This window comes from Mesonia oceanica (assembly GCF_902499555.1).
GTDB classification, from domain to species: Bacteria; Bacteroidota; Bacteroidia; order Flavobacteriales; family Flavobacteriaceae; genus Mesonia; species Mesonia oceanica.
This window is the reverse complement of record NZ_CABVMM010000014.1, coordinates 1-19622: the sequence shown is the minus strand read 5'-3', so window position 1 is coordinate 19622 and position 19622 is coordinate 1. Positions and strand designations below refer to the sequence as shown.

20 protein-coding genes and 1 pseudogene are annotated in these 19622 nt (G+C 34.5%); 10 read left to right on the top strand and 11 right to left on the bottom strand.

The features are described 5' to 3' along the window. Positions 1-53: 53 nt before the first annotated feature. On the bottom strand, positions 54-1022 hold the full coding sequence (locus tag FVB9532_RS16005; RefSeq protein WP_194716567.1) for a lipid A-modifier LpxR family protein: 969 nt from the start codon (positions 1020-1022) through the stop codon (positions 54-56). 149 nt (positions 1023-1171) lie between these two features. Here FVB9532_RS16005 and FVB9532_RS16000 point away from each other — a divergent pair, with 149 nt between their 5' ends. Further along, on the top strand, positions 1172-1807 hold the full coding sequence (locus FVB9532_RS16000; protein WP_150546192.1) for an NAD(P)H-dependent oxidoreductase: 636 nt from the start codon (positions 1172-1174) through the stop codon (positions 1805-1807). A gap of 39 nt (positions 1808-1846) precedes the next feature. On the opposite strand, the gene ribB is transcribed toward FVB9532_RS16000, so the two are convergent. The 9 genes from ribB to FVB9532_RS15955 all read right to left on the bottom strand — a co-directional run bounded on the left by ribB (position 1847) and on the right by FVB9532_RS15955 (position 10640). Continuing rightward, positions 1847-2995 (bottom strand): 3,4-dihydroxy-2-butanone-4-phosphate synthase, encoded by a 1149-nt coding sequence (gene ribB, locus FVB9532_RS15995; RefSeq protein WP_150546191.1) that lies wholly within the window; start codon positions 2993-2995, stop codon positions 1847-1849. 32 nt (positions 2996-3027) lie between these two features. After that, complete coding sequence (locus FVB9532_RS15990) at positions 3028-5118, bottom strand: LptF/LptG family permease (protein ID WP_150546190.1); 2091 nt, start codon at positions 5116-5118, stop codon at positions 3028-3030. Between the two features lie 4 nt (positions 5119-5122). Beyond that, positions 5123-5770, bottom strand: a complete 648-nt coding sequence (locus FVB9532_RS15985) for an outer membrane lipoprotein periplasmic chaperone LolA1 (RefSeq protein ID WP_150546189.1) — start codon at positions 5768-5770, stop codon at positions 5123-5125. Positions 5771-5786: 16 nt separating this feature from the next. Next, positions 5787-8249, bottom strand: coding sequence for a DNA translocase FtsK (locus FVB9532_RS15980; protein ID WP_150546188.1), 2463 nt, complete (start codon positions 8247-8249; stop codon positions 5787-5789). Between the two features lie 102 nt (positions 8250-8351). Next, entirely contained in the window at positions 8352-8714 is a 363-nt protein-coding gene (locus FVB9532_RS15975; RefSeq protein ID WP_150546187.1) for a diacylglycerol kinase, read from the bottom strand. Further along, positions 8714-9214, bottom strand: a complete 501-nt coding sequence (gene tpx, locus FVB9532_RS15970) for a thiol peroxidase (protein WP_150546186.1) — start codon at positions 9212-9214, stop codon at positions 8714-8716. The genes FVB9532_RS15975 and tpx overlap by 1 nt, the downstream gene beginning before the upstream one ends. Before the next feature lie 156 nt (positions 9215-9370). Further along, positions 9371-9619: a DUF6952 family protein gene (locus FVB9532_RS15965; RefSeq protein ID WP_150546185.1), complete on the bottom strand. Its 249-nt coding sequence runs from the start codon at positions 9617-9619 to the stop codon at positions 9371-9373. Then, entirely contained in the window at positions 9600-9914 is a 315-nt protein-coding gene (locus FVB9532_RS15960) for a thioredoxin family protein (protein WP_150546184.1), read from the bottom strand. The genes FVB9532_RS15965 and FVB9532_RS15960 overlap by 20 nt, the downstream gene beginning before the upstream one ends. 87 nt (positions 9915-10001) lie before the next feature. Next, the gene (locus FVB9532_RS15955) at positions 10002-10640 is read right to left on the bottom strand and encodes a peroxiredoxin (RefSeq protein ID WP_150546183.1); all 639 of its coding nucleotides are present in this window, start codon (positions 10638-10640) and stop codon (positions 10002-10004) included. A 269-nt stretch (positions 10641-10909) separates the two neighbouring features. On the opposite strand from FVB9532_RS15955, the gene hutI reads away from it, so the two are divergent. The 5 genes from hutI (at position 10910) to FVB9532_RS15930 (ending at position 15003) form a co-directional block, all read left to right on the top strand. Continuing rightward, positions 10910-12148, top strand: coding sequence for an imidazolonepropionase (gene hutI, locus FVB9532_RS15950; RefSeq protein WP_150546182.1), 1239 nt, complete (start codon positions 10910-10912; stop codon positions 12146-12148). A 21-nt stretch (positions 12149-12169) separates the two neighbouring features. Next, positions 12170-13147, top strand: coding sequence for a formimidoylglutamase (locus FVB9532_RS15945; protein ID WP_150546181.1), 978 nt, complete (start codon positions 12170-12172; stop codon positions 13145-13147). After that, positions 13148-13609, top strand: a complete 462-nt coding sequence (locus FVB9532_RS15940) for a GNAT family N-acetyltransferase (protein ID WP_150546180.1) — start codon at positions 13148-13150, stop codon at positions 13607-13609. It begins immediately after the preceding gene. A gap of 11 nt (positions 13610-13620) precedes the next feature. Then, on the top strand, positions 13621-14415 hold the full coding sequence (locus FVB9532_RS15935) for an MBL fold metallo-hydrolase (protein ID WP_150546179.1): 795 nt from the start codon (positions 13621-13623) through the stop codon (positions 14413-14415). Positions 14416-14529: 114 nt separating this feature from the next. Continuing rightward, a complete protein-coding gene (locus tag FVB9532_RS15930; protein WP_150546178.1) occupies positions 14530-15003 on the top strand; it encodes a hypothetical protein in 474 nt (157 codons plus the stop codon). 173 nt (positions 15004-15176) lie between these two features. Here the strand turns inward: FVB9532_RS15930 and FVB9532_RS15925 are convergent, their stop codons facing one another. After that, positions 15177-15863, bottom strand: coding sequence for a hypothetical protein (locus FVB9532_RS15925; RefSeq protein WP_150546177.1), 687 nt, complete (start codon positions 15861-15863; stop codon positions 15177-15179). A 189-nt stretch (positions 15864-16052) separates the two neighbouring features. Here FVB9532_RS15925 and FVB9532_RS15920 point away from each other — a divergent pair, with 189 nt between their 5' ends. The 4 genes and pseudogenes from FVB9532_RS15920 to FVB9532_RS15905 form a co-directional block, all read left to right on the top strand. After that, positions 16053-16631 (top strand): GNAT family N-acetyltransferase, encoded by a 579-nt coding sequence (locus tag FVB9532_RS15920; RefSeq protein WP_150546176.1) that lies wholly within the window; start codon positions 16053-16055, stop codon positions 16629-16631. A gap of 62 nt (positions 16632-16693) precedes the next feature. Then, the gene (locus tag FVB9532_RS15915; RefSeq protein ID WP_150546175.1) at positions 16694-17065 is read left to right on the top strand and encodes a ribosomal maturation YjgA family protein; all 372 of its coding nucleotides are present in this window, start codon (positions 16694-16696) and stop codon (positions 17063-17065) included. A gap of 157 nt (positions 17066-17222) precedes the next feature. Continuing rightward, complete coding sequence (locus FVB9532_RS15910; protein ID WP_150546174.1) at positions 17223-18392, top strand: hypothetical protein; 1170 nt, start codon at positions 17223-17225, stop codon at positions 18390-18392. Between the two features lie 42 nt (positions 18393-18434). Then, positions 18435-19622, top strand: a pseudogene (locus FVB9532_RS15905) (hypothetical protein); the annotation flags it as partial.

The window sequence follows — 19622 nt, the reverse complement described above, 5'->3', positions numbered from 1 at the left end:
TTTTTGGATTGCAAATGTAAGTAACTATTATCGACTGCTAGATTAAGTTATTATTAAAATTTATAATCAAGATTTACAGACACATAGCTATGTGTTTTTATACTATCAATTTCTCCGCTGTTAAAATGATAAACCATTCCGAAATTAAATCGATGATAAGCTACATAGCCTCCTAAATTTGCATGAAAAGTAGAATGGTCTATATGTTCTAAAGTTCTGTGATCATGACTATCACTAAAAATGTTTCCTTGTAGAGTAGCATCATTGGCAATCATTTTAAAACCAATAGAAGCTTGCAAAAAGTATTCCACAGCATCTTTTGGCTGAAGGATAGAATTATTTAAAGAAGTTGTTCTACCCAAATCGTAAAATCTTCCCACCCTCATATAAAGTTGAGGAATCACGTACGAACGTACATTTCCTAAAGAGACTTCACCACTTCCAAAAAAGTCATACCAATCATTTCTTATTATACTTCGGTAATAATTGGCTTTTAGGTTTACGCCCAACATATTCGGAATTTGATTTTCCCAACCTTTTAAAACGGTGTCACCCGATACGTTTTTATGAAACCAATCTTGTACTGTTCCGGCTTTGGAAATTTCACCCAAGACTCCTAGATCTGTTTTCAATGTAAAAAAAGATTTTTCAAAAATATACCTCGTCGCAAAAGTAGCGTAAGTCCAACCCGCATAGGGACGTTCTCCGGTAGGGATTCCCGTTTCAAAATCGTAATTGGGTGTATAAGCTTCCAACTGTACGGAGATATCATGAAAAGCATACTCTTTGTTAGAAAAAACCTTGGTTAAAAAGTTTTCATTTTCAGGTACAAATCGATAGGCTGCATTGACCCCAAAGGTATAAGAGCGATCTTTGTTAGTGAAAATGGCAAAAAAATCGTTATCTGTTCCAACATTGAATTGATGGTTATAATGATCGTGCGTAGGAATGGTGTCTTGGGCATTTACTAATTGCATATTCAACACCAATAAAAGTAAAATAGGGAATAAATAAAATCTCATCTTAAGCTTAAAATTTGGTGCAAATTGCAGCATAATCTTTTCACTTCAACTAGATTTAAAAAAGATTTATGATTAAATATACAACTATTCCCTATTCGCTTTAAGCTTACTTATATTTGTAAAACAAACACTAGAATTTTATAAATGACATGGGCAATATCAAATCTTTACAATGGCGGTATGCAACCAAAAAATTTGATGACTCTAAACAGTTATCTTCTGAACAAATAGCTATCCTCAAAGAGAGTTTTAACCTTACCCCTACTTCCTATGGCCTTCAACCTTTAAAGTTGGTCGTAATACAACATAAAGAACTCCAAGAACAGCTTTTAGAGCACAGCGCCCATCAACAACAAGTAGTAACTGCTTCCCATTTATTAGTGATTTGTATTGAAAAAAATGTAAATTCAGAATTCATTAAGCAGAATTTTGAACTGGTAAAAGACATCAGGGAAACACCTGAAAAAATCTTAAAACCTTTCCGGGAGTTTTTACTAAAAGATTTTAAAAATAAGACGGACGAAGAAATTAAAATCTGGGCGGTGAACCAAGCTTATCTAGCTTTAGGAAATTTACTTACAGTTTGTGCTCACGAAGGAATTGATGCTTGCCCCATGGAAGGCTTTAATGCTGAAAAATATGATGAAGTTTTAAACTTAGATGAAAAAAATTTACAATCGGTATTAATTTTACCGGTGGGTTACCGTGCGGAAGATGATATTTTTGCTGACTTAAAGAAAGTACGCCGACCTATGGAAGAAACCATTATTGAAATTAAAGAATAAAGCACTAAAAAAACCTCCCAAATTTGGGAGGTTTACAACTTAATAGCTTAAATATTCGGTGATTTCCAATCCGTAACCTATCATCCCTACTCTTTTCTTTTGTTGGGAATTGGAAAGTAATTTTATTTTATGAATTCCTAAATCATGAAGAATTTGAGCTCCTATACCAAAATCTTTATTATCCATTGCCATTCCAGGTGCTTTCATTTCTCCGTTTTCTTGATTTTCTTTTAAACCTCGTAAACGATTTAATAAATTTAGACTGGAAGCTTCTTGATTAATAAAAACAATAGCACCTTTTTCCTCTTTCTCTAAGGTTTTAAACATATCGTCCAACTTCTTGTCGGCATTATTGGTTAAAGTTCCCAAGATATCATTATTTACCAAGGTTGAATTTACCCGTACCATTACCGATTCCTCGGTGGTCCAGCTTCCTTTGGTCAATGCGAGATGAATTTGGTCGTTCGTAGTCTGTTTATAAGCTCTTAAACGATAAGTGCCGAAACGCGTATTGATGTCAAAATCTTCTTTCTTTTCGATTAAAGAATCATGTTGCATTCGGTAAGCTACTAGCTCTTCAATTGAAACTACTTTTAAGTCGAAACGTTTGGCTACTTCTACCAATTGGGGCAAACGGGCCATGGTTCCGTCTTCATTCATTATTTCAACAATTACACCGGCCGGGTTAAGTCCCGCCAGTCTTGCAAAATCGATGGCAGCTTCGGTGTGACCTGTTCTTCTTAAAACCCCTCCTTCTTTAGCTTTTAGAGGAAAAATATGACCGGGACGGCCTAATTCGTATGGCTTTATTTTAGGATCGGTTAAAGCTTTTACGGTTTTTGCACGATCTGATGCTGATATTCCGGTCGTACACCCATAGCCTTTTAAATCGATAGAAACGGTAAAAGCGGTTTCCATGGCATCGGTATTGTTACCTACCATCATGTCTAATTCTAATTCTTCACAACGGGATTCAGTAAGAGGCGCACAGATTAACCCACGGCCATGAGTTGCCATAAAATTAATCATTTCAGGAGTTACTTTTTCAGCCGCAGCAACAAAATCTCCTTCATTTTCACGGTCTTCATCATCTACCACGATGACTACTTTTCCTTCCCGAATATCTTCTATCGCTTCCGGAATAGTGTTTAATTTTATTTTATTTTCGGTAGTTATATCTAGAGACATTTATATGAGTGCTTTAATTTTATACAAAAATATCAATTAGTTTTTGAAGACAAATCACGTTTCAAAGCTTTTATTTGATTTTTGTATTGAAAATAAAAGAAGAAATAAAATACCGGACCTAAAAACAAAAAGGAATACATTGGTAAATTATTTTCATTACCAGTAATTTGATTAATTCTATTTAATCGTTTATCCAATCTAAATAAAGATACGTAAAATAATATTAAATTTATTAATGCTATAACCAAGAACGTAATTATCAATATATCTGAATCAACATTATTGTTTAAAATAGCAATAATAATTGGAAAAATATATAACAAAATGAATAACGTATTGGTAGTCAAGAATAAATTACTGATATTAGATAATAAAACCTCTAACTCTATATATTCTTTATTATATAAATTTCCTGCTTTTTTTAATTCAATTTGAGTAACACCTCTAGTATTCAATATTCTCAAAACTGCTATCCTATAATCTTCTGAAAAATTATAAGCCTTGTAGTTTTTAACTATGTCGATTAACTTTTCGTCGCTATAAGCCTTTAATTTTTCAACATCTTCTTTATCTACAGATATTTTTTGATTTAAATCTTTAATAGTTTGAAAATTTGATAAAACTTTTTTCTTCTTTCCGAGTCCAATTTTTAAGAAGAAGTTTCTTATAGGTTCTGTAATGAAATCGGTATTAATAAAGCCTTGATCGGTGGTAGCTCGATAAGTTAAATAAACGCCCAAAGGCAACATTATGAAAGTGGAGAGCCACGAAGCTATAAATGGACTTATCGTACCATTTTCAGCACTGTTTTTAGCAAAAATCCCGATGAAGTGATACGTTAAAAATAACAAAATAGCAATGACCATCGGTAATCCCATCCCTCCTTTTCTAATAATAGCACCTAGTGGAGCTCCCACAAAAAAGAGGATAAAGCAAGCAACTGCCAATGCATATTTTTCATGAAGTTGTATTTCAGTTTTATTTAAACGGGAGGCTTTGCTTTTAAAAATACCTTCTTTACCATTAATGTTAGAGACGGTTCCTCGGACCGCTCCCAAGGCAATATTTACAATTTGCTGTTTTTTATTGGCATCGTAAGAGTCAAAAAATTCTTCTATGGTATTAATATCATAGGTAATGGTATCTTCTACTTTTTTAAAAGATTCAATACGCTTACCCATCGGTGTTTTTTTCTTATTTTGGGAGAGGGTATCTTCCCCTAACCGTCGAGAACCACTTCGTACCAATATATTTCTGGAAAAATTCTTTTTATCCCGGTTGAGATCTTGAGATAGAGAATCTAAGGATTCATTTAACTCAGGAATGTCCAACATTTTATAAGAATAGTTGTACTTGGTTTCATCTAAATCTACATCGTTAAAATTGGAAAGATCGATGTTGATGTTATACTTATCAAAATAACTTTTTAAGAAAGGTTTCTTTTTCCGCTCTTTATAATCTTTGGGTTGAAGTTCATCATAATAATTACCATTGTATAAAATAAGTGCTAAACCATTATCATTAGTACTTACCAATTCGCCTGATTCTGCTTTGATAACGGTATAATTCCCTAGTTTCTTTGGTGTTTTTTTATGAATGATAACATCTTTAAACTTTTCACCATCTTTTCCGTACTTTTCCCCTACTTTAATGTTTACATTCCCTATTTCATTAAAAGCTCCTTCCACGATTGCCATGGCGGGCTTTAACTCTCGAATATTGTACCTTAGGTTAATAGATTTAAATTCTGCCCACGGAATAACAGTATTGGCAAAAAACAAGGCAGTAATGCTTAAAAAACCAATAAAAACGATGAGACTTCTCATCGCACGCTGAAGCGAAATCCCAGAAGATTTCATAGCGGCAAACTCATAGTTTTCTGCAAAACTACCAAAAACCATGATGGAAGATACCAAAATGGTTAAAGGCAATACCAATGGAATAAGACTTGGAGTAAGGTAGAGCAAAAACTTACCGATGACGCCATAGTCCAAATCTTTACCGGCCAATTCTGAGATATGCAACCAAATACCTTGAAGTACAAAAATGAACATCAAGATAATGAATACCGACAAAAAGGTTCTTACAAAACTGGTAAATATGTAGCGGTCTAATATCTTCAACAGACTAATCTAAACGATTAATGTAATATCCTTGATATTTATCTTCGTTAAACTTGAATAAATTCTCCGATAAGGGTTGATTAGTCTTAAAGCTATTCACTTTAATGGTCACTTTTGTTCCGTTATCTTGTTTCTGAATTAAATTGTAAATGTGTTTGGTTTGCACATCTATTCCTAATAAAATTTCTTTCACCTCTGCATCAGAATCAATAGGGGTTAATTTTACATATTGAATTTTTCTACCTTTTACATTTTGTTTAATGTCCCAGTTATAGGTATAACCATCTTCGTAAAAAGTCAACATTTCTGAAGGGGTAATCCCATTACTATCTTCTGGATTGTAGGTAGAAATATTTATTTCTTCATCTTCAGGAATAATGGTGTATAATTTTTGTCCATCAAACAAACGGGTAGTTCCCATTAAATTCAATCGGTATTTTTCATCTTTTAAAGCTACATCGCCTCTGGTTTCTTGCTTGATGTTCTCCGCCGTATTTTCTAAAACGTAAGAAAATTCGATTTCAATGTTATCGTAAGATTTCACTTTTTTAGAAACATCATCTAACAAGGCTTTTGCTTTTTCTGAATGCTGAGCAAAACAAACCGAGCTAAAGGTTAGGATAAAACTTAGTATAAAGGTTAATTTTTTCATTATAGTGTATTCTAGTTTATTCATTATTTAAATGTTCTTCTAAGGCTATTAAATCTGTAATTAATACCTGTCGGGCTTTACTTCCTTCAAAAGGCCCTACTATTCCGGCAGCTTCCAGTTGATCGATTAATCTTCCGGCACGGTTATAGCCTACTTTTAATTTTCGCTGTAACAAAGAGGCTGAACCTTGTTGGGCGGTGACCAACACTTCTGCCGCTTGATTAAACAATTTATCGCGTTCGTCCACATCTATATCAAGTCCTGTGCCACTTTCTTCCGATTCGTATTCCGGAAGTTTATGTGCATCGGGATAAGCCTTTTGTGAGCCAATAAATTCTGTAATTTTTTCAACTTCAGGAGTATCTACAAATGCACATTGCAGACGCACCAAATCGTTTCCTTGCGTATACAACATATCTCCTCGTCCTATGAGCTGTTCGGCTCCACCACTATCCAAGATTGTTCTTGAATCGATTTTAGAAGTTACCCTAAAAGCAATCCTGGCAGGAAAGTTTGCTTTGATCATCCCGGTAATTACATTTACCGATGGACGCTGCGTAGCAATAATTAAATGAATCCCAATTGCACGGGCTAACTGTGCTAAACGGGCAATGGGTGTTTCTACCTCTTTTCCTGCTGTCATAATCAAATCGGCAAACTCATCGACTACAAGTACGATATAAGGCAAAAATTTATGTCCGTTTTCCGGATTGAGTTTTCTGGCTTTAAACTTCTCGTTGTATTCTTTAATGTTTCTCACCATAGCGTCTTTCAACAGCTCATAACGATTATCCATTTCAATACAAAGTGAGTTTAGCGTATTGATTACTTTTGTATTATCGGTAATAATCGCTTCTTCACTATCGGGAAGTTTGGCCAAATAATGTCTTTCTATTTTATTGAATAAAGTAAGTTCTACTTTCTTAGGATCTACCAAAACAAATTTCACCTCGGCCGGATGCTTTTGATAAAGCAAGGAAGTAAGAATACAGTTTAATCCCACCGATTTACCTTGCCCTGTTGCCCCTGCCATTAACAAGTGAGGCATTTTGGCTAAATCGACCACAAAGGTTTCGTTAGAAATGGTTTTTCCCATCGCTAGTGGCAATTGCATTTCTGCATTTTGAAATTTTGAAGAAGCCACCACCGAACGCATCGAAACGATACTCGCATTTTTATTGGGTACTTCTATACCAATGGTTCCGCGACCAGGAATTGGTGCAATAATACGAATACCCAATGCTGATAGCGAAAGCGCTATATCGTCTTCTAGATTTTTAATTTTTGAAATCCTGACTCCGGCCTCCGGTACAATTTCGTAAAGGGTAACCGTTGGACCAACGGTGGCTTTAATTTGAGCGATTTCAATTTTATAATTCTTGAGCGTGTTAACAATATTATCTTTGTTCTCTTCAAGTTCACGCTGATCTATCGTAATACTTGAACCACCGGCATTGTAATCTTTCAACAATTCGATGGTGGGGAATTTGTAATTTTTTAAATCTAAGGTCGGGTCAAATTCACCAAAATCTTCGACCAATTTTTTGCTCAGGTTCTCTTCCACCTCTTCCTCTTCCTCAGCTGTTTCCACTTCCATTTCTACATCTTCTTCATCGTTGGACTTGATAACGATTTTTTCTTTTTGGCTTACTGTGGAAGTATTTTCTAACTCAACAGATGAGTTTTCTGTAGTATCTTGTATAGAGGCCGATTCTTCGCCTTCCTCTTTTCGTTCAAACTTTATAGCAAGCTCTGCTTCGGTTTCTTCTGAAGTGGCTGAATCTCCTTTTACAGTTGGTGCTTGTATTTCTTCTGAAAGATTATCTTCCTCTTGAGCAACAGTAGATTGTTGTTGTGCTTCATCAAAATCTTTAGCCACTTCTTTTTTTGTTTGATGGAAGTACTTAGCGACCGCCTCGGGAGTAATGTTTAACCGCGCTACCAAATAAACGATGAATATAAAAGCAAGTAATAAAACGGTTCCTGTAAACCCTAAATAGTCCTGAAGGAAATCGTTGGTTTCAAAACCAATCGTTCCGCCTAAAAGAGCATTGCTTTCTGCAAAAAAACCGAGCACTGTGGAAAACCATAACATCACCAAGACACCCCAGAACCAAAACGTTTTAAGGTTGTTTTTGTTCAATCCCAGAAAAAAATAAAAACCTGTGAGAGTTACCAATACGGCAATGCTGTAAGCGGCTACTCCAAAACCTTTATAAATAAAGAAATTGCTGATTCCCGCTCCAAACTTGCTAAGCCAGTTTTGTGTTTCTACGCTTCTATCGGAAAGCTGACTTAAGGTGCTTTGGTCTACCTTCCAGTTGAACAGAAATGACGTAAAAGCCACTACCAGAGCAATACCAAATAAAATTAAAAAACTACCTAAAATAACCTTCTGCTTGCGGCTAAAATTTAGGTTAGGCTTTTTAAATTTAGTGGGAGCTTTCTTTTTAGATGTGGTCTTTTTCTTCTTTGCCATTCGTTAGTTTCTCGCTAAGAAGCAAAAATACAAATTCAACTGAATTAAAGGTAAGAAAACTTATTTATAGGCTATTTAATTATAAACAGCATCAAGCTTTTTCTAAAATAGATAAGGGATATAAATAATGAGACCGATAATTATTGCGGTAATCGCTGCAAAAAATACCGCTCCGGCAGCCATATCTTTGATGAGTCCTATTTTGTGATGAAAATCAGGATGAATAAAATCGGCTATTTCTTCGATAGCGGTATTGGCGGCTTCTAAACTGAGTACCATCCCCATAGCGAAAATTTGTAAAATCCATTCTGTAGTAGTGATGTCAAAATAAAAGCCCAAGCCCACCATCATTATTGAAATGACCACTTGCACTTGAATGGGCGGTTCTGTTTTTATTAAAATGAACGCTCCTTTGAGTGCATAACCACAGGCTTTTATTCGTTTTCCCAGAAAGGAATTTTGCATTACAATAGTGTTTTTAAAGCTGAAAGATAGTCAGGTTCATCTGCAATCTCAGTCACCTGTTGTGAATGTATCACTTTTCCTTCTTCATCTAATACGATCACTACCCGGGATAATAGGTTTTTAAAAGGCCCGTTTTCAATTTCCAACCCGTAATCTTTACCAAATTCTTGAGTTTGAAAATCGGAAAGGGTAATCACTTCTTTTAACTCTTCCCCATTGGTAAAGCGTTTTTGCGCAAATGGTAAATCCCTAGAAATACAAAGTACTTCTGTATTGTCTAAATCTTTAGCACGTTCATTAAAATTACGAACAGAAGTAGCACAAACATTGGTATCGATACTGGGGAAAATATTTAGTACTAATCTTTTTCCTTTATAATTAGAAAGGTTTACAGTTTCTAAATTTCGATCAATTAATTGAAAATCGGGAGCTTGCTCACCTACCTTGGGTAATTCTCCTACGGTTTTAAAGCGCTCTCCTTTTAAAGTAATGGTTGCCATTTTTTATTTTAAAAGTACAAATAAACCTAGCAAAACCTATTAAAGCTATCATAAAAAAAGGCTGCCCAATGGCAACCTTTTTCTTTCTTTAAAACTTCGTCTAATTCTACTTCACTTAAAAATAATTCTCGACTCCGCTCGAACTTACATTCATTATTATTTATCTATTGAGCCCATTACTTTTTTTACAAAGTTATTGGCTGCGTCTCTTTCTGGAACTCCTTCTTCTACCATATGGTGAACTTCAATTGCCCCACAAATATTGGTAATTAATTCACCTATTACATCCATATCTTCATCGGTGCAAGAACGATGCTCGGTAAAAGATTCTAAAACCTCAACAGTATGTTCCAGCTTTTCCTTATCATTATTCTTCTGTAAGTGTTTAATTACTGGTAACTTCATCTACTAATTCTTTTAAAGATTCTAATTTATTGGTCTGTACTTGGTTGACGAAACTTCCTCCTTTAAAAGTGGCAAAAGTTGGTAAATTGTCAACTGTAGCTAATTTTCTTGATTCCGGATATTTTTCAGCATCTACCAAAATGAATTTTGCATTTTCATTTTCTGAAGCTAATTTTTTAAATTTCGGCTTCATTAATCGGCAGTTACCACACCATCCGGCCATATATTGAACTACTACTGTATCATTGTCAGATACGATTTCATTTAAGTTATCTTTTTCTAATTCTTGTAACATAGCTTCTTGTTGTTGGTTAAAATTTACCGGTGAACGGGGGTATTCACCGGTAAGATTACTTTTCTTTTTCTAGCAATTTTTAATTTCTTAGTTAGCAGCTAAGTAAGAAGAAACTCCTTCTCTATCTGCTTTCATTGCAGTTTTTCCTTCTTCCCAGTTGGCTGGACAAACTTCTCCGTGCTTTTGTACATGCGTATAAGCATCGATCATTCTAATGAATTCACTTACATTTCTACCTAATGGCATATGGTTTACACCTTCATGAAAAACGGTACCTTCTTCATCAATTAAGTAAGTAGCACGGTAAGTAACATTATCTCCATCTACGGTAATAGCTCCAGTTTCATCATCGTATCTTTCGTTGGTCGTATCTAAGATCCCTAATCTACCGCTTAGGTTTCTGTTAGAGTCTGCCAAGATTGGGTAAGTTACACCTTCAATCCCACCATTATCTTTAGAAGTATTTAACCACGCGAAGTGAACTTCTGCAGTATCACAAGAAGCACCAATAACGATGGTATTTCTTTTTTCAAATTCTGGTAATGCCTCTTGAAAAGCATGAAGCTCTGTTGGGCATACATATGTAAAATCTTTAGGATACCAGAAAAGTACTACTTTTTTGTTATTTTTTTTAGCTTCTTCAAGTACATTTAACTTAAAAGTATCGCCCATTTCATTCATTGCGTTTACTTCTAAATCTGGAAATTTTTCACCTACAATAGACATAGTTGTTGTATTTTTTTAGTTATTATATTATTTATTTTCAATACAAAAATAGTAGGAAAGAAAGGTTCTACCATATCATTTCACTTATAATATTTTATCTCACTATAAATTTTACCTATCAAAACAAGATTCTTCCATAAAAATCAACTATTTAACCTTTTATCGGTTATTTTAGTTTTCCTTTTATACAGGATTGCTTACTTTTAAATTGTAGTAATCATAGCTATTACCGCAAAAAGACTAACCTTATTGAAAAAGAAAAAAAGTAAATGAAAACACTTATTAGAAATATAAAGCAATTGGTACAAGTCCGGGAAGAAGGGATTGAAAAACTTTCGGGAGAAGAAATGGCTACCCTACCTACGCTTAGCAATGCTTGGTTATTGATAAATGACTATAAAATAGAAGGGTTTGGAGGAATGGAAAGCATCCCACACATCGAAGCTGATGTAGAAATAGATGCCACCGGAAAAATGGTATTACCCTCTTGGGTAGATTCGCATACGCATTTAGTCTATGCCGGAAATCGGGAACAGGAATTTATTGATAAAATAAATGGACTTACTTACGAAGAAATAGCCGCAAAAGGTGGCGGAATTGTTAACAGCGCTAAAGAATTACAACAAACGGAGGAAGAGGAATTATTTCAGCAGTCTTTACAACGTTTGGAACAAGTGATAAAAATGGGAACCGGTGCTATTGAAATCAAGTCGGGCTACGGATTAACCACCGAGGCAGAACTTAAAATGCTTCGGGTAGCGAGAAAACTGCAAAAGAGACATCCCATTACCATCAAAACTACTTTTTTGGGAGCTCACGCCCTTCCCAAGGAATATAAAGACAATAAACAAGGCTATATCGATTTGATTTGCGAAGAAATGTTACCCACAATTGCGGAAGAAAACCTCGCTGATTATATCGATATTTTTTGCGAACAAGGTTATTTCGACTTAAAAGATACGGAACAAGTCTTGGAAGCTGGAAAAAAATACGGCCTTCGAGGAAAAATTCACGTGAATCAATTCAACTCCATTGGCGGAATAAAAACCGGAGTAGATTACCATGCCTTATCGGTAGATCATTTAGAAGTTATGAAGGAAGAGGATATTGAAGCCTTAAAAGGAAGTGACACGATGCCTGTGGCTTTACCCTCATGTTCCTTATTTATAAATATCCCTTATTCCCCAGCCCGAAAAATGATTGATGCCGGATTACCTTTGGCCTTAGCCACCGACTATAACCCGGGGAGTTCTCCCAATGGAAATATGAATTTGGTGGTTTCTTTAGCTTGTATAAAAATGGGAATGACTCCGGAAGAAGCCATCAATGCCGCTACCATTAATGCTGCTTACGCTATGGGAATTCAAAAAACACATGGTAGCATTACTAAAGGCAAAACCGCTAACCTCTTAATTACCGATCCTATCCCAAGTTACGGATTTTTACCTTATTCTTTTGGGAATAACCATATAGATCAAGTAATTTTAGCAGGCAGACTAGTGAAGTAAGTATTAACTGAAATTTTTTCTATGGAAGGTTTTGAATTTTATAACAAAGACCGAATTAATAATTTTATCAATCATCGTAAGGGAGAAACCAAATTTGGAGAAGCTTTAAAGTTTGTCTCTACCTTTGATGAACTAGAGGCTTCTGAAGCCAAATACGTAATTTTTGGTGTCCCTGAAGATATTGGCGTTCGTGGAAACCACGGCAAACCGGGAACAGCAAAGGCTTGGAATGCTTTTTTAAATAGTTTTGTAAATATTCAGGTAAATAAATACAATCAACCAGAAAACTGTTTGATCTTGGGAGAAGTAAATTGTTCTTCTTTTATGAAAGCTTCGCTGGGAACTTATACCAAAATAGAACTGGGAGAAATTGTTCAGCAAATTGACGCCCAAGTTGCCATGATGGTAAAAACCATTATTAGTCAAGATAAAATCCCGGTGATTATTGGTGGTGGACATAACAACGCGTACGGAAACATTAAAGGAGCTTCGCAAGCCTTAGATCGTCCAATTCACGTTTTAAATGTAGATGCACATACCGATTTACGGGAAACCGATTATCGCCACAGCGGAAATGGTTTTCGCTATGCCAAAGAAGAAGAATACTTAGACCGTTACGCCATGGTGGGCATTCATCAAAACTATACACCGCAGTATATTTTTGATTATATAGATGCCGATAAACATATTCAATATTCATCGCTGGAAGATTACTTGCACCTCACCACTATTGAAAAACTCATCAAGTTTAAAAAAGCCACCGATTTTGTTAGAAATAAATTTGGATTGGAAATAGATTGTGACTGCATGAAAAATTTTGACAGCAGTGCGATGACGCCTAGCGGATTTAATGTAAACGAAATTAGAAGTTTTATTAAGCTTTCTAAAAAACAAGAAGTGTTATACATGCATTTGTGTGAAGCTTCCCCAGAAAACAACCCGATGATTGGAAAAGCCTTGAGCTATTTTGTTTCAGATTTTATACGGGAAGATAGATAAATGAACTTACAAATAAAGAAGTTTACACCGGTTTTAGCTCCTAAGTTTGCTGAATTAAATTTGGCTTGGCTAGAAAAGTATTTTCGTGTGGAGCCACACGACAAACAAGTGCTCTACCATTGCGAAGAAGAAATTATTGATAAAGGCGGAAAAATTTTCTTTGTGGAACTTGAGGGCAACATTGTAGGCACTTTTGCTTTACTGAAGTTAACCCCTGATACTTTAGAGCTGACAAAAATGGCAGTAGATGAAGCGTGGCGCGGAAAAAAAATCGGACAGTTTATGCTGACTTATTTTCAGCAATACGCTCGTGAACATGCAGAATATGAATACGTGCTGTATTCGAATCGGTTTTTGGAAAATGCGATTTATCTTTATAGAAAGTTCGGGTTTAACGAAGTTCTGTTGGAAGAAAACCCGCCTTACGAACGTGCCGACATTAAAATGATTTACCAAGCTTAAACAAAAACCCCATGAAAAAATTAATGTTATTCAGTTGCTTAAGCCTTTCCTTACTGGCTTGCAAACAAGAAAAGAAGGAAGACAAAGCCCCACAAGAAATAAGTGCTGCGGTAGCAGGTAAAGAAGAAACCAAAACGATGCAAGACTCTATTATCGTGATGCCGGTAGAGCACGCCTCATTTGCAATGCAGTTGAACGATAAGGTTTTTTATGTTGACCCGGTTGGTGGTGCTGAAAAATACAGTGAATTACCTCAACCCGATTTAATTTTTGTAACCGATATTCATGGTGACCATATGAGTGCGGAAACTTTAAACGCTTTAACCGAACAAGATTCGACCCTTCAAATTGTATGTCCGCAAGCCGTGAAAGAACAGTTGCCGGAGCATTTACAAAGCCGACTTCAGGTGATGAACAATGATGAGGAAAAAACTTGGTGGGGTGTAAACGTAAAAGCCATCCCGATGTACAACTTACGGGAAGAAGCCAAAGATTTTCACGTAAAAGGTCGTGGCAATGGGTATTTGTTGAGTGCCAACGATAAAAAAGTATATATCTCCGGGGATACGGAAGACATCCCAGAAATGCGAAATTTAAAAGATATTGATTTGGCTTTTGTTTGTATGAACCTGCCCTACACAATGCCGGTCGATGCTGCTGCAGATGCGGTCTTAGACTTTAAACCTAAAAAGGTTTACCCTTACCACTACCGCGGAAAAGACGGAATGAGTGACGTAGATCATTTTAAAAACATCGTCACCACCAACAATCCCGCTATTGAGGTTGAAATTTTGGATTGGTATTGATGAGGGTTGGGAAATACAAACTTCCAAACCCTCAGAAATTTTTATCAACCTAAGCAAACTACTATTTAAACTCTCTTGAAAACAAACTATCAAAAATACTTTAAAAGTATTGCTATGTGGAAAGTTATCACCTTGATAGTTTTAATATTCATGAGTCTTTTCATCTTTTTTTATCGTCCAATCCACTCTATTTTTTATGTTATTTTAATTTTATCATTGGCAACAATTATTATTATAATTGAAGAAGAAATCAGATCGCTGATAGGATTAAATCAATTAATAAAATCTAACAAGCAATTGCTTAAAAACGGGTTTTTTATAGATTATTCAACTTTCAGTATTCGGAAAAATTTTGATGAAAATAGAATTATGAGAGTAAGAAATTACTCTACCTTCAATAAACAACTATTGATGGAAAAGTTTATTCCTCTCGATAAAAAAGTAATCATAGAAAGATTTTCAAAAAGAGGAACTTTTGAAATAGATAAAAAGAAAAAAGGTATTTGGGTTGGTCAAAAAATTAATCATAAAACGATAAAGGAAGATGAGTTATTAAATTTTATGGAACACTTTAAATATGATGATTAAAAGTACTTTTAAAAACAAGAACTTTTCAAAAATCATATATCATTACTAATTGTTTTCAGGACAATTAATAGATCCAAAGTCCTATTTCGGAAACCAGAAACTACTTTAATGCGGTTTGTTTAAATCGAAATTCTTAAGACAAATAAGCTTGTAAACGATTAGGATTGTTAGTATTAGTTTTTTATCCGATAATATATTTTTAGGCCAATAGTAAATTCTACTCCTATTCTGTTTCCTTCCCTGCGAAAATAGGGTGAAAAATGTTCTTCGTTATATTGTTTTGGTCTCAAATTCACAAAATCACTATAACTATTTATTCTATAATTTACGCCTACTCCGGTGTACCAATTCAATCCAATCCTATTAGAGATATTTACAAACATTCCAAATTTTGGGATTAACCCAAATTTTTGTCTTTTATAATCGGCTTTATCAAAAGTCGAATACCCGTTATCCTTAGAAAAAAAGTATTGATTTTTAAATTCCTCGTGTTGATTTAGGTAAAAGAGCGCTAAAGAAAAATAGCTTAATGTTTTCCTTTTAGGATTGAGTATATGGTAATATTCCGGCCGTATTTCCCAAAGCGAATAATTATCAAATGTTTGGATAATAGAACTATTCGCATTTCCGTAACCAATATCTATTCCGATTTTTGTTTTAGGATTTATATTTTTTATATAGCCAAGTCTCCAACGAGGTGTTCCGTTATCACTAAAGCCTTTTAAAGTACCTTGATAATAAAAAGGGGAAATAACATCTGTAGTAATAAAACTTTCATTTCTCGGTTCGGTGTCTTTCCCTTTTTGGGCATAAACTCCAATAGAGAATAGTAATACTAGTAGGACAAGTAGTTTCTTCATTAAATGTCTTGTTCTAAATATGGAAACAGGTTTAATTTGTAAATATAGGGGTTCCACTTGTAAAATAATTGTTTAGGGAGTAATAGAATACCGCCAATTATAAAGTATGATTAATTCATATATTTACGCTCCTAATTTTAATAATGATGAAAGTTTACTTTTATCACACAAACCTTTGAAGAGCATAACTTGAAAACAGAATACATTTTCACCTCGGAAAGAATCGGGTTCCGGAATTGGACAGACCAAGATTTAGAAGCGTTTGCGGCTATTAATTCCAATCCGGAAGTGATGGAACACTTTCCACAAGTCTTAAGCTTAAAAGAGACCGCTGAACTTATAAACCGACTCAAAGCCCGTTATGCTAAAAATGGATATTGTTATTTCGCTACAGAAATTTTAGAAACCGGAGAATTCATAGGCTTTATCGGTTTGGACTATAAAGATTTTAAAAGTAACTTCACTCCTGCGGTAGATATTGGTTGGCGATTAAAAAAAAGTGTTTGGGGAAAAGGCTATGCACCTGAAGGTGCCAAAAGGTGTCTGGAGTTTGCTTTTGATGACCTCAACCTGGAGAAAATAATCGCTATCTGTCCGGAAACAAATGTCAATTCTGAAAAGGTGATGAAGAAGATAGGAATGAAAAAAATTGGCGTATTTAAACACCCGCTACTCCAGGCATACCCTGATCTTGAAAAGTGTCTATGCTATGAAATAAATAGTACAATTAAAGAAGGCTTAGTGCTTCCTATAAAATCAACTAAATAAATTTTTTACTAAAAAACCACCTCCCTTAAAAATGAGTATTTTCCCTAATCTTATCCGTTCGTATGCTCAGGTTTAATTATACATATGCGCTACTTAGCCTATTCTTATTTACGATAGAAGTTATTATTGAACGCTTCTTTCACGGTGGATTTATAAGAAACGTATTTGGTGATTATTTGGTAGTTTTTCTAATTTATTGTTTTGTCCTTAGCTTTTTTAAGTGGAAGAAATTATACGTGGCCATAGGGGTATTGGTATTGGCCTACCTCATCGAAATAGCTCAATATATAGACATTCTACAACTATTAAAAATCAAAAAATCCCAAGCTTCACATATCGTATTGGGATCTTCCTTTGATTGGAAAGATATGGCAGCATATACCTTTGCTTTTTTCACCATTTTGGGATTAGAAAAATTGCGAAGTAAGAAGTAAAAATAACTCAATCTATATTGGGTTAAAATAAAAATCTACTACACAAGAAGTTACCTATCCCCAATTCAATAGTTAAAATTTTTAATAAATTGTATTCAAAAAACCGTTATATTTACGAAACAAAATAACTAACCAACTTTTCTTCAAAAACTTAATCATGAATTACAAAGCCAAAATTTTAATAATCATTTGTATCATAGCAAGTATCGAAGCAAAAGCTCAAAATGAAAATATATTAATCGGTCTAAATTCACCTGCTTATGGAGTTAGTATTAAAACAAATTTCAATAGTACCGGACTTGCTGGTTGGGCAAGAGGATTTTCTATATCTAATGAAGATCTTACAGAAAAATTTATAAGTTTTTCAGCAAAGGGCACTACTGACCAAAATGGTTCTAGCTTTGATTATGGTTATATTGGTAGAAAATATAATGATACCTTTATGGTATTTAGACCCAATGGAAATATAGGGATTGGTACTACTACCCCCTATGCACCTCTAGTAATTGCTAAAACTCCTTCATCTTACGCAAAACAATTTGTTTTAACTGATGATTCAGGTAAATACAATCTTTTTACTGAATATCCCGGTGACGGTAAAAATTACTTGAATTTATATATGAAAAATGAAAATAATTCTAAGAAAGTTAGAATTTCCCCACAAGGCTCTAGTTATTTCAATGGAGGTAATATAGGAATAGGAACGCAATCTCCAACTGCAAAGTTGGAGATTAAATCCGGTTTAGGAAATGCATTTAGCGTAGGTTCGTCAAATGAAGGTGGAAGAATATACACGTCTTATGAAAATAATAGTGGAACGCTAAATTTCACAGAACATGACGATCCCTTTGTGTTAAGTTTTACTCAAGCAAGCACAAATACAAATGAAAAAATAATTTTTGATCAAGGTAATTTTGGGATTGGTACCACAACAATGGGCAGTCACAAATTAGCCGTAGAAGGCTCTATAGGGGCAAGGGAAATAAAGGTTGAAGCCAATGGCTGGTCAGATTTTGTGTTTGAAAACACTTACCAACTTCCTAGCCTTAAAGAAGTAGAAAATCACATTCAACAAAAAGGGCATTTAAAAGATATCCCCAGCGCTAAAGAAGTAGAAGAAAATGGGATTTTTCTAGGGGAAATGGATGCCAAATTATTACAGAAAATTGAAGAGCTTACCCTTTATACAATTGCCCAAGAAAAAAAGATTTTGTCTTTAGAAAATAAAAACTCAACTATTGAAAAACTTGAAAAAGAAAATGAATTTCTAACTGCAAAACTTCTAGAGCTACAAAAAAGAATACAAAAATTAGAAAACAAAAACTAATCTAAAACCTGATCTTTTTTAAATTATTTAATTCCTTAAAAAATGAAAAACCTTTATTTATTATTCATCGTTTACCTTATCACTCAAACAGCATATTCGCAAACAGCAGAACAAAGATTTTTCTCTAAAAGTTTAAGTGTTAATGTGAATACACCTGTAGAGCTAACAGATGATAGCGGACAATCTCTAAACATCAATAATATATACAGAGTACATCTAGTAACCCGGAATACTGGAACAGATACAGGAGCTGAATATTTAGTTTGGTATGATAACAATTCTTCTATTTGGAGACACCGTGCGGTTAACATTCGTGCAAACATCTCAAATAGTCCCATTCTATTTATTGATAATAATATTGTAAAAATAAAAACTAATCATGCAAACCTATATACTGTAAAAGCATTTGTAGAAGAATTAAACACACAAGAAGCTGACGTAGAACCTCACATTTTTGGTTCTTCCTATCAATGGCAACGAGAAAGAAATAGTTTATTTTATAAAGATGGAAATGTGGGAATTGGAACTACAGCTCCTGACACCAAATTACATCTAGAAGAATCAAATGTAGGTATAAAAACAACCTATGCTACGCAAATAATTGAAGCTAATGATGCACAACTTGATCTTATATCAAGTTCAGCCGGTAATTGGGGCTCAGCTATTAATCTTGTAGAAGGTAATGGCGATGCGAATAATGATATTTGGTCAATTGTTAGAAGGACTTCTAATGATAATTCTTCCTTACGAATAAATTATGGGACAAGCAATAATCATGAGAATCCCTCGCTAATCACTTTTAATACGAATGGAAATGTGGGGATAGGCACAAACTCTCCAACTGCAAAATTAGATATTGGGAAAAGTAATTTAGAAAACGCTTTTAGCGTAGGCTCGTCAAATGATGGAGGAAGAATATACACGTCTTATGAAAGTGGAAGGGGAACGCTAAATTTTATAGAACATGACGATCCCTTTGTATTAAGTTTTACTCAAGCAGGCACAAATACAAATGAAAAAATAATTTTTGATCAAGGTAATTTTGGGATTGGCACCACAACCATGGGCAGTCACAAATTAGCCGTAGAAGGCTCTATAGGGGCAAGGGAAATAAAGGTTGAAGCAAATGGCTGGTCAGATTTTGTGTTTGAAAACACTTACCAACTCCCTAGCCTTAAAGAAGTAGAAAATCACATTCAACAAAAAGGGCATTTAAAAGATATCCCCAGT

What these genes read in the sequence shown, in the direction of transcription:
- FVB9532_RS16005 (WP_194716567.1), bottom strand. Translation starts at nt 1,022, where the DNA reads ATGAGATTTTATTTATTCCCTATTTTACTTTTATTGGTGTTGAATATG.
- FVB9532_RS16000 (WP_150546192.1), top strand. Translation starts at nt 1,172, where the DNA reads ATGGGCAATATCAAATCTTTACAATGGCGGTATGCAACCAAAAAATTT.
- ribB (WP_150546191.1), bottom strand. Translation starts at nt 2,995, where the DNA reads ATGTCTCTAGATATAACTACCGAAAATAAAATAAAATTAAACACTATT.
- FVB9532_RS15985 (WP_150546189.1), bottom strand. Translation starts at nt 5,770, where the DNA reads ATGAAAAAATTAACCTTTATACTAAGTTTTATCCTAACCTTTAGCTCG.
- FVB9532_RS15980 (WP_150546188.1), bottom strand. Translation starts at nt 8,249, where the DNA reads ATGGCAAAGAAGAAAAAGACCACATCTAAAAAGAAAGCTCCCACTAAA.
- FVB9532_RS15975 (WP_150546187.1), bottom strand. Translation starts at nt 8,714, where the DNA reads ATGCAAAATTCCTTTCTGGGAAAACGAATAAAAGCCTGTGGTTATGCA.
- tpx (WP_150546186.1), bottom strand. Translation starts at nt 9,214, where the DNA reads ATGGCAACCATTACTTTAAAAGGAGAGCGCTTTAAAACCGTAGGAGAA.
- FVB9532_RS15965 (WP_150546185.1), bottom strand. Translation starts at nt 9,619, where the DNA reads ATGAAGTTACCAGTAATTAAACACTTACAGAAGAATAATGATAAGGAA.
- FVB9532_RS15960 (WP_150546184.1), bottom strand. Translation starts at nt 9,914, where the DNA reads ATGTTACAAGAATTAGAAAAAGATAACTTAAATGAAATCGTATCTGAC.
- FVB9532_RS15955 (WP_150546183.1), bottom strand. Translation starts at nt 10,640, where the DNA reads ATGTCTATTGTAGGTGAAAAATTTCCAGATTTAGAAGTAAACGCAATG.
- hutI (WP_150546182.1), top strand. Translation starts at nt 10,910, where the DNA reads ATGAAAACACTTATTAGAAATATAAAGCAATTGGTACAAGTCCGGGAA.
- FVB9532_RS15945 (WP_150546181.1), top strand. Translation starts at nt 12,170, where the DNA reads ATGGAAGGTTTTGAATTTTATAACAAAGACCGAATTAATAATTTTATC.
- FVB9532_RS15940 (WP_150546180.1), top strand. Translation starts at nt 13,148, where the DNA reads ATGAACTTACAAATAAAGAAGTTTACACCGGTTTTAGCTCCTAAGTTT.
- FVB9532_RS15935 (WP_150546179.1), top strand. Translation starts at nt 13,621, where the DNA reads ATGAAAAAATTAATGTTATTCAGTTGCTTAAGCCTTTCCTTACTGGCT.
- FVB9532_RS15930 (WP_150546178.1), top strand. Translation starts at nt 14,530, where the DNA reads ATGTGGAAAGTTATCACCTTGATAGTTTTAATATTCATGAGTCTTTTC.
- FVB9532_RS15925 (WP_150546177.1), bottom strand. Translation starts at nt 15,863, where the DNA reads ATGAAGAAACTACTTGTCCTACTAGTATTACTATTCTCTATTGGAGTT.
- FVB9532_RS15915 (WP_150546175.1), top strand. Translation starts at nt 16,694, where the DNA reads ATGCTCAGGTTTAATTATACATATGCGCTACTTAGCCTATTCTTATTT.
- FVB9532_RS15910 (WP_150546174.1), top strand. Translation starts at nt 17,223, where the DNA reads ATGAATTACAAAGCCAAAATTTTAATAATCATTTGTATCATAGCAAGT.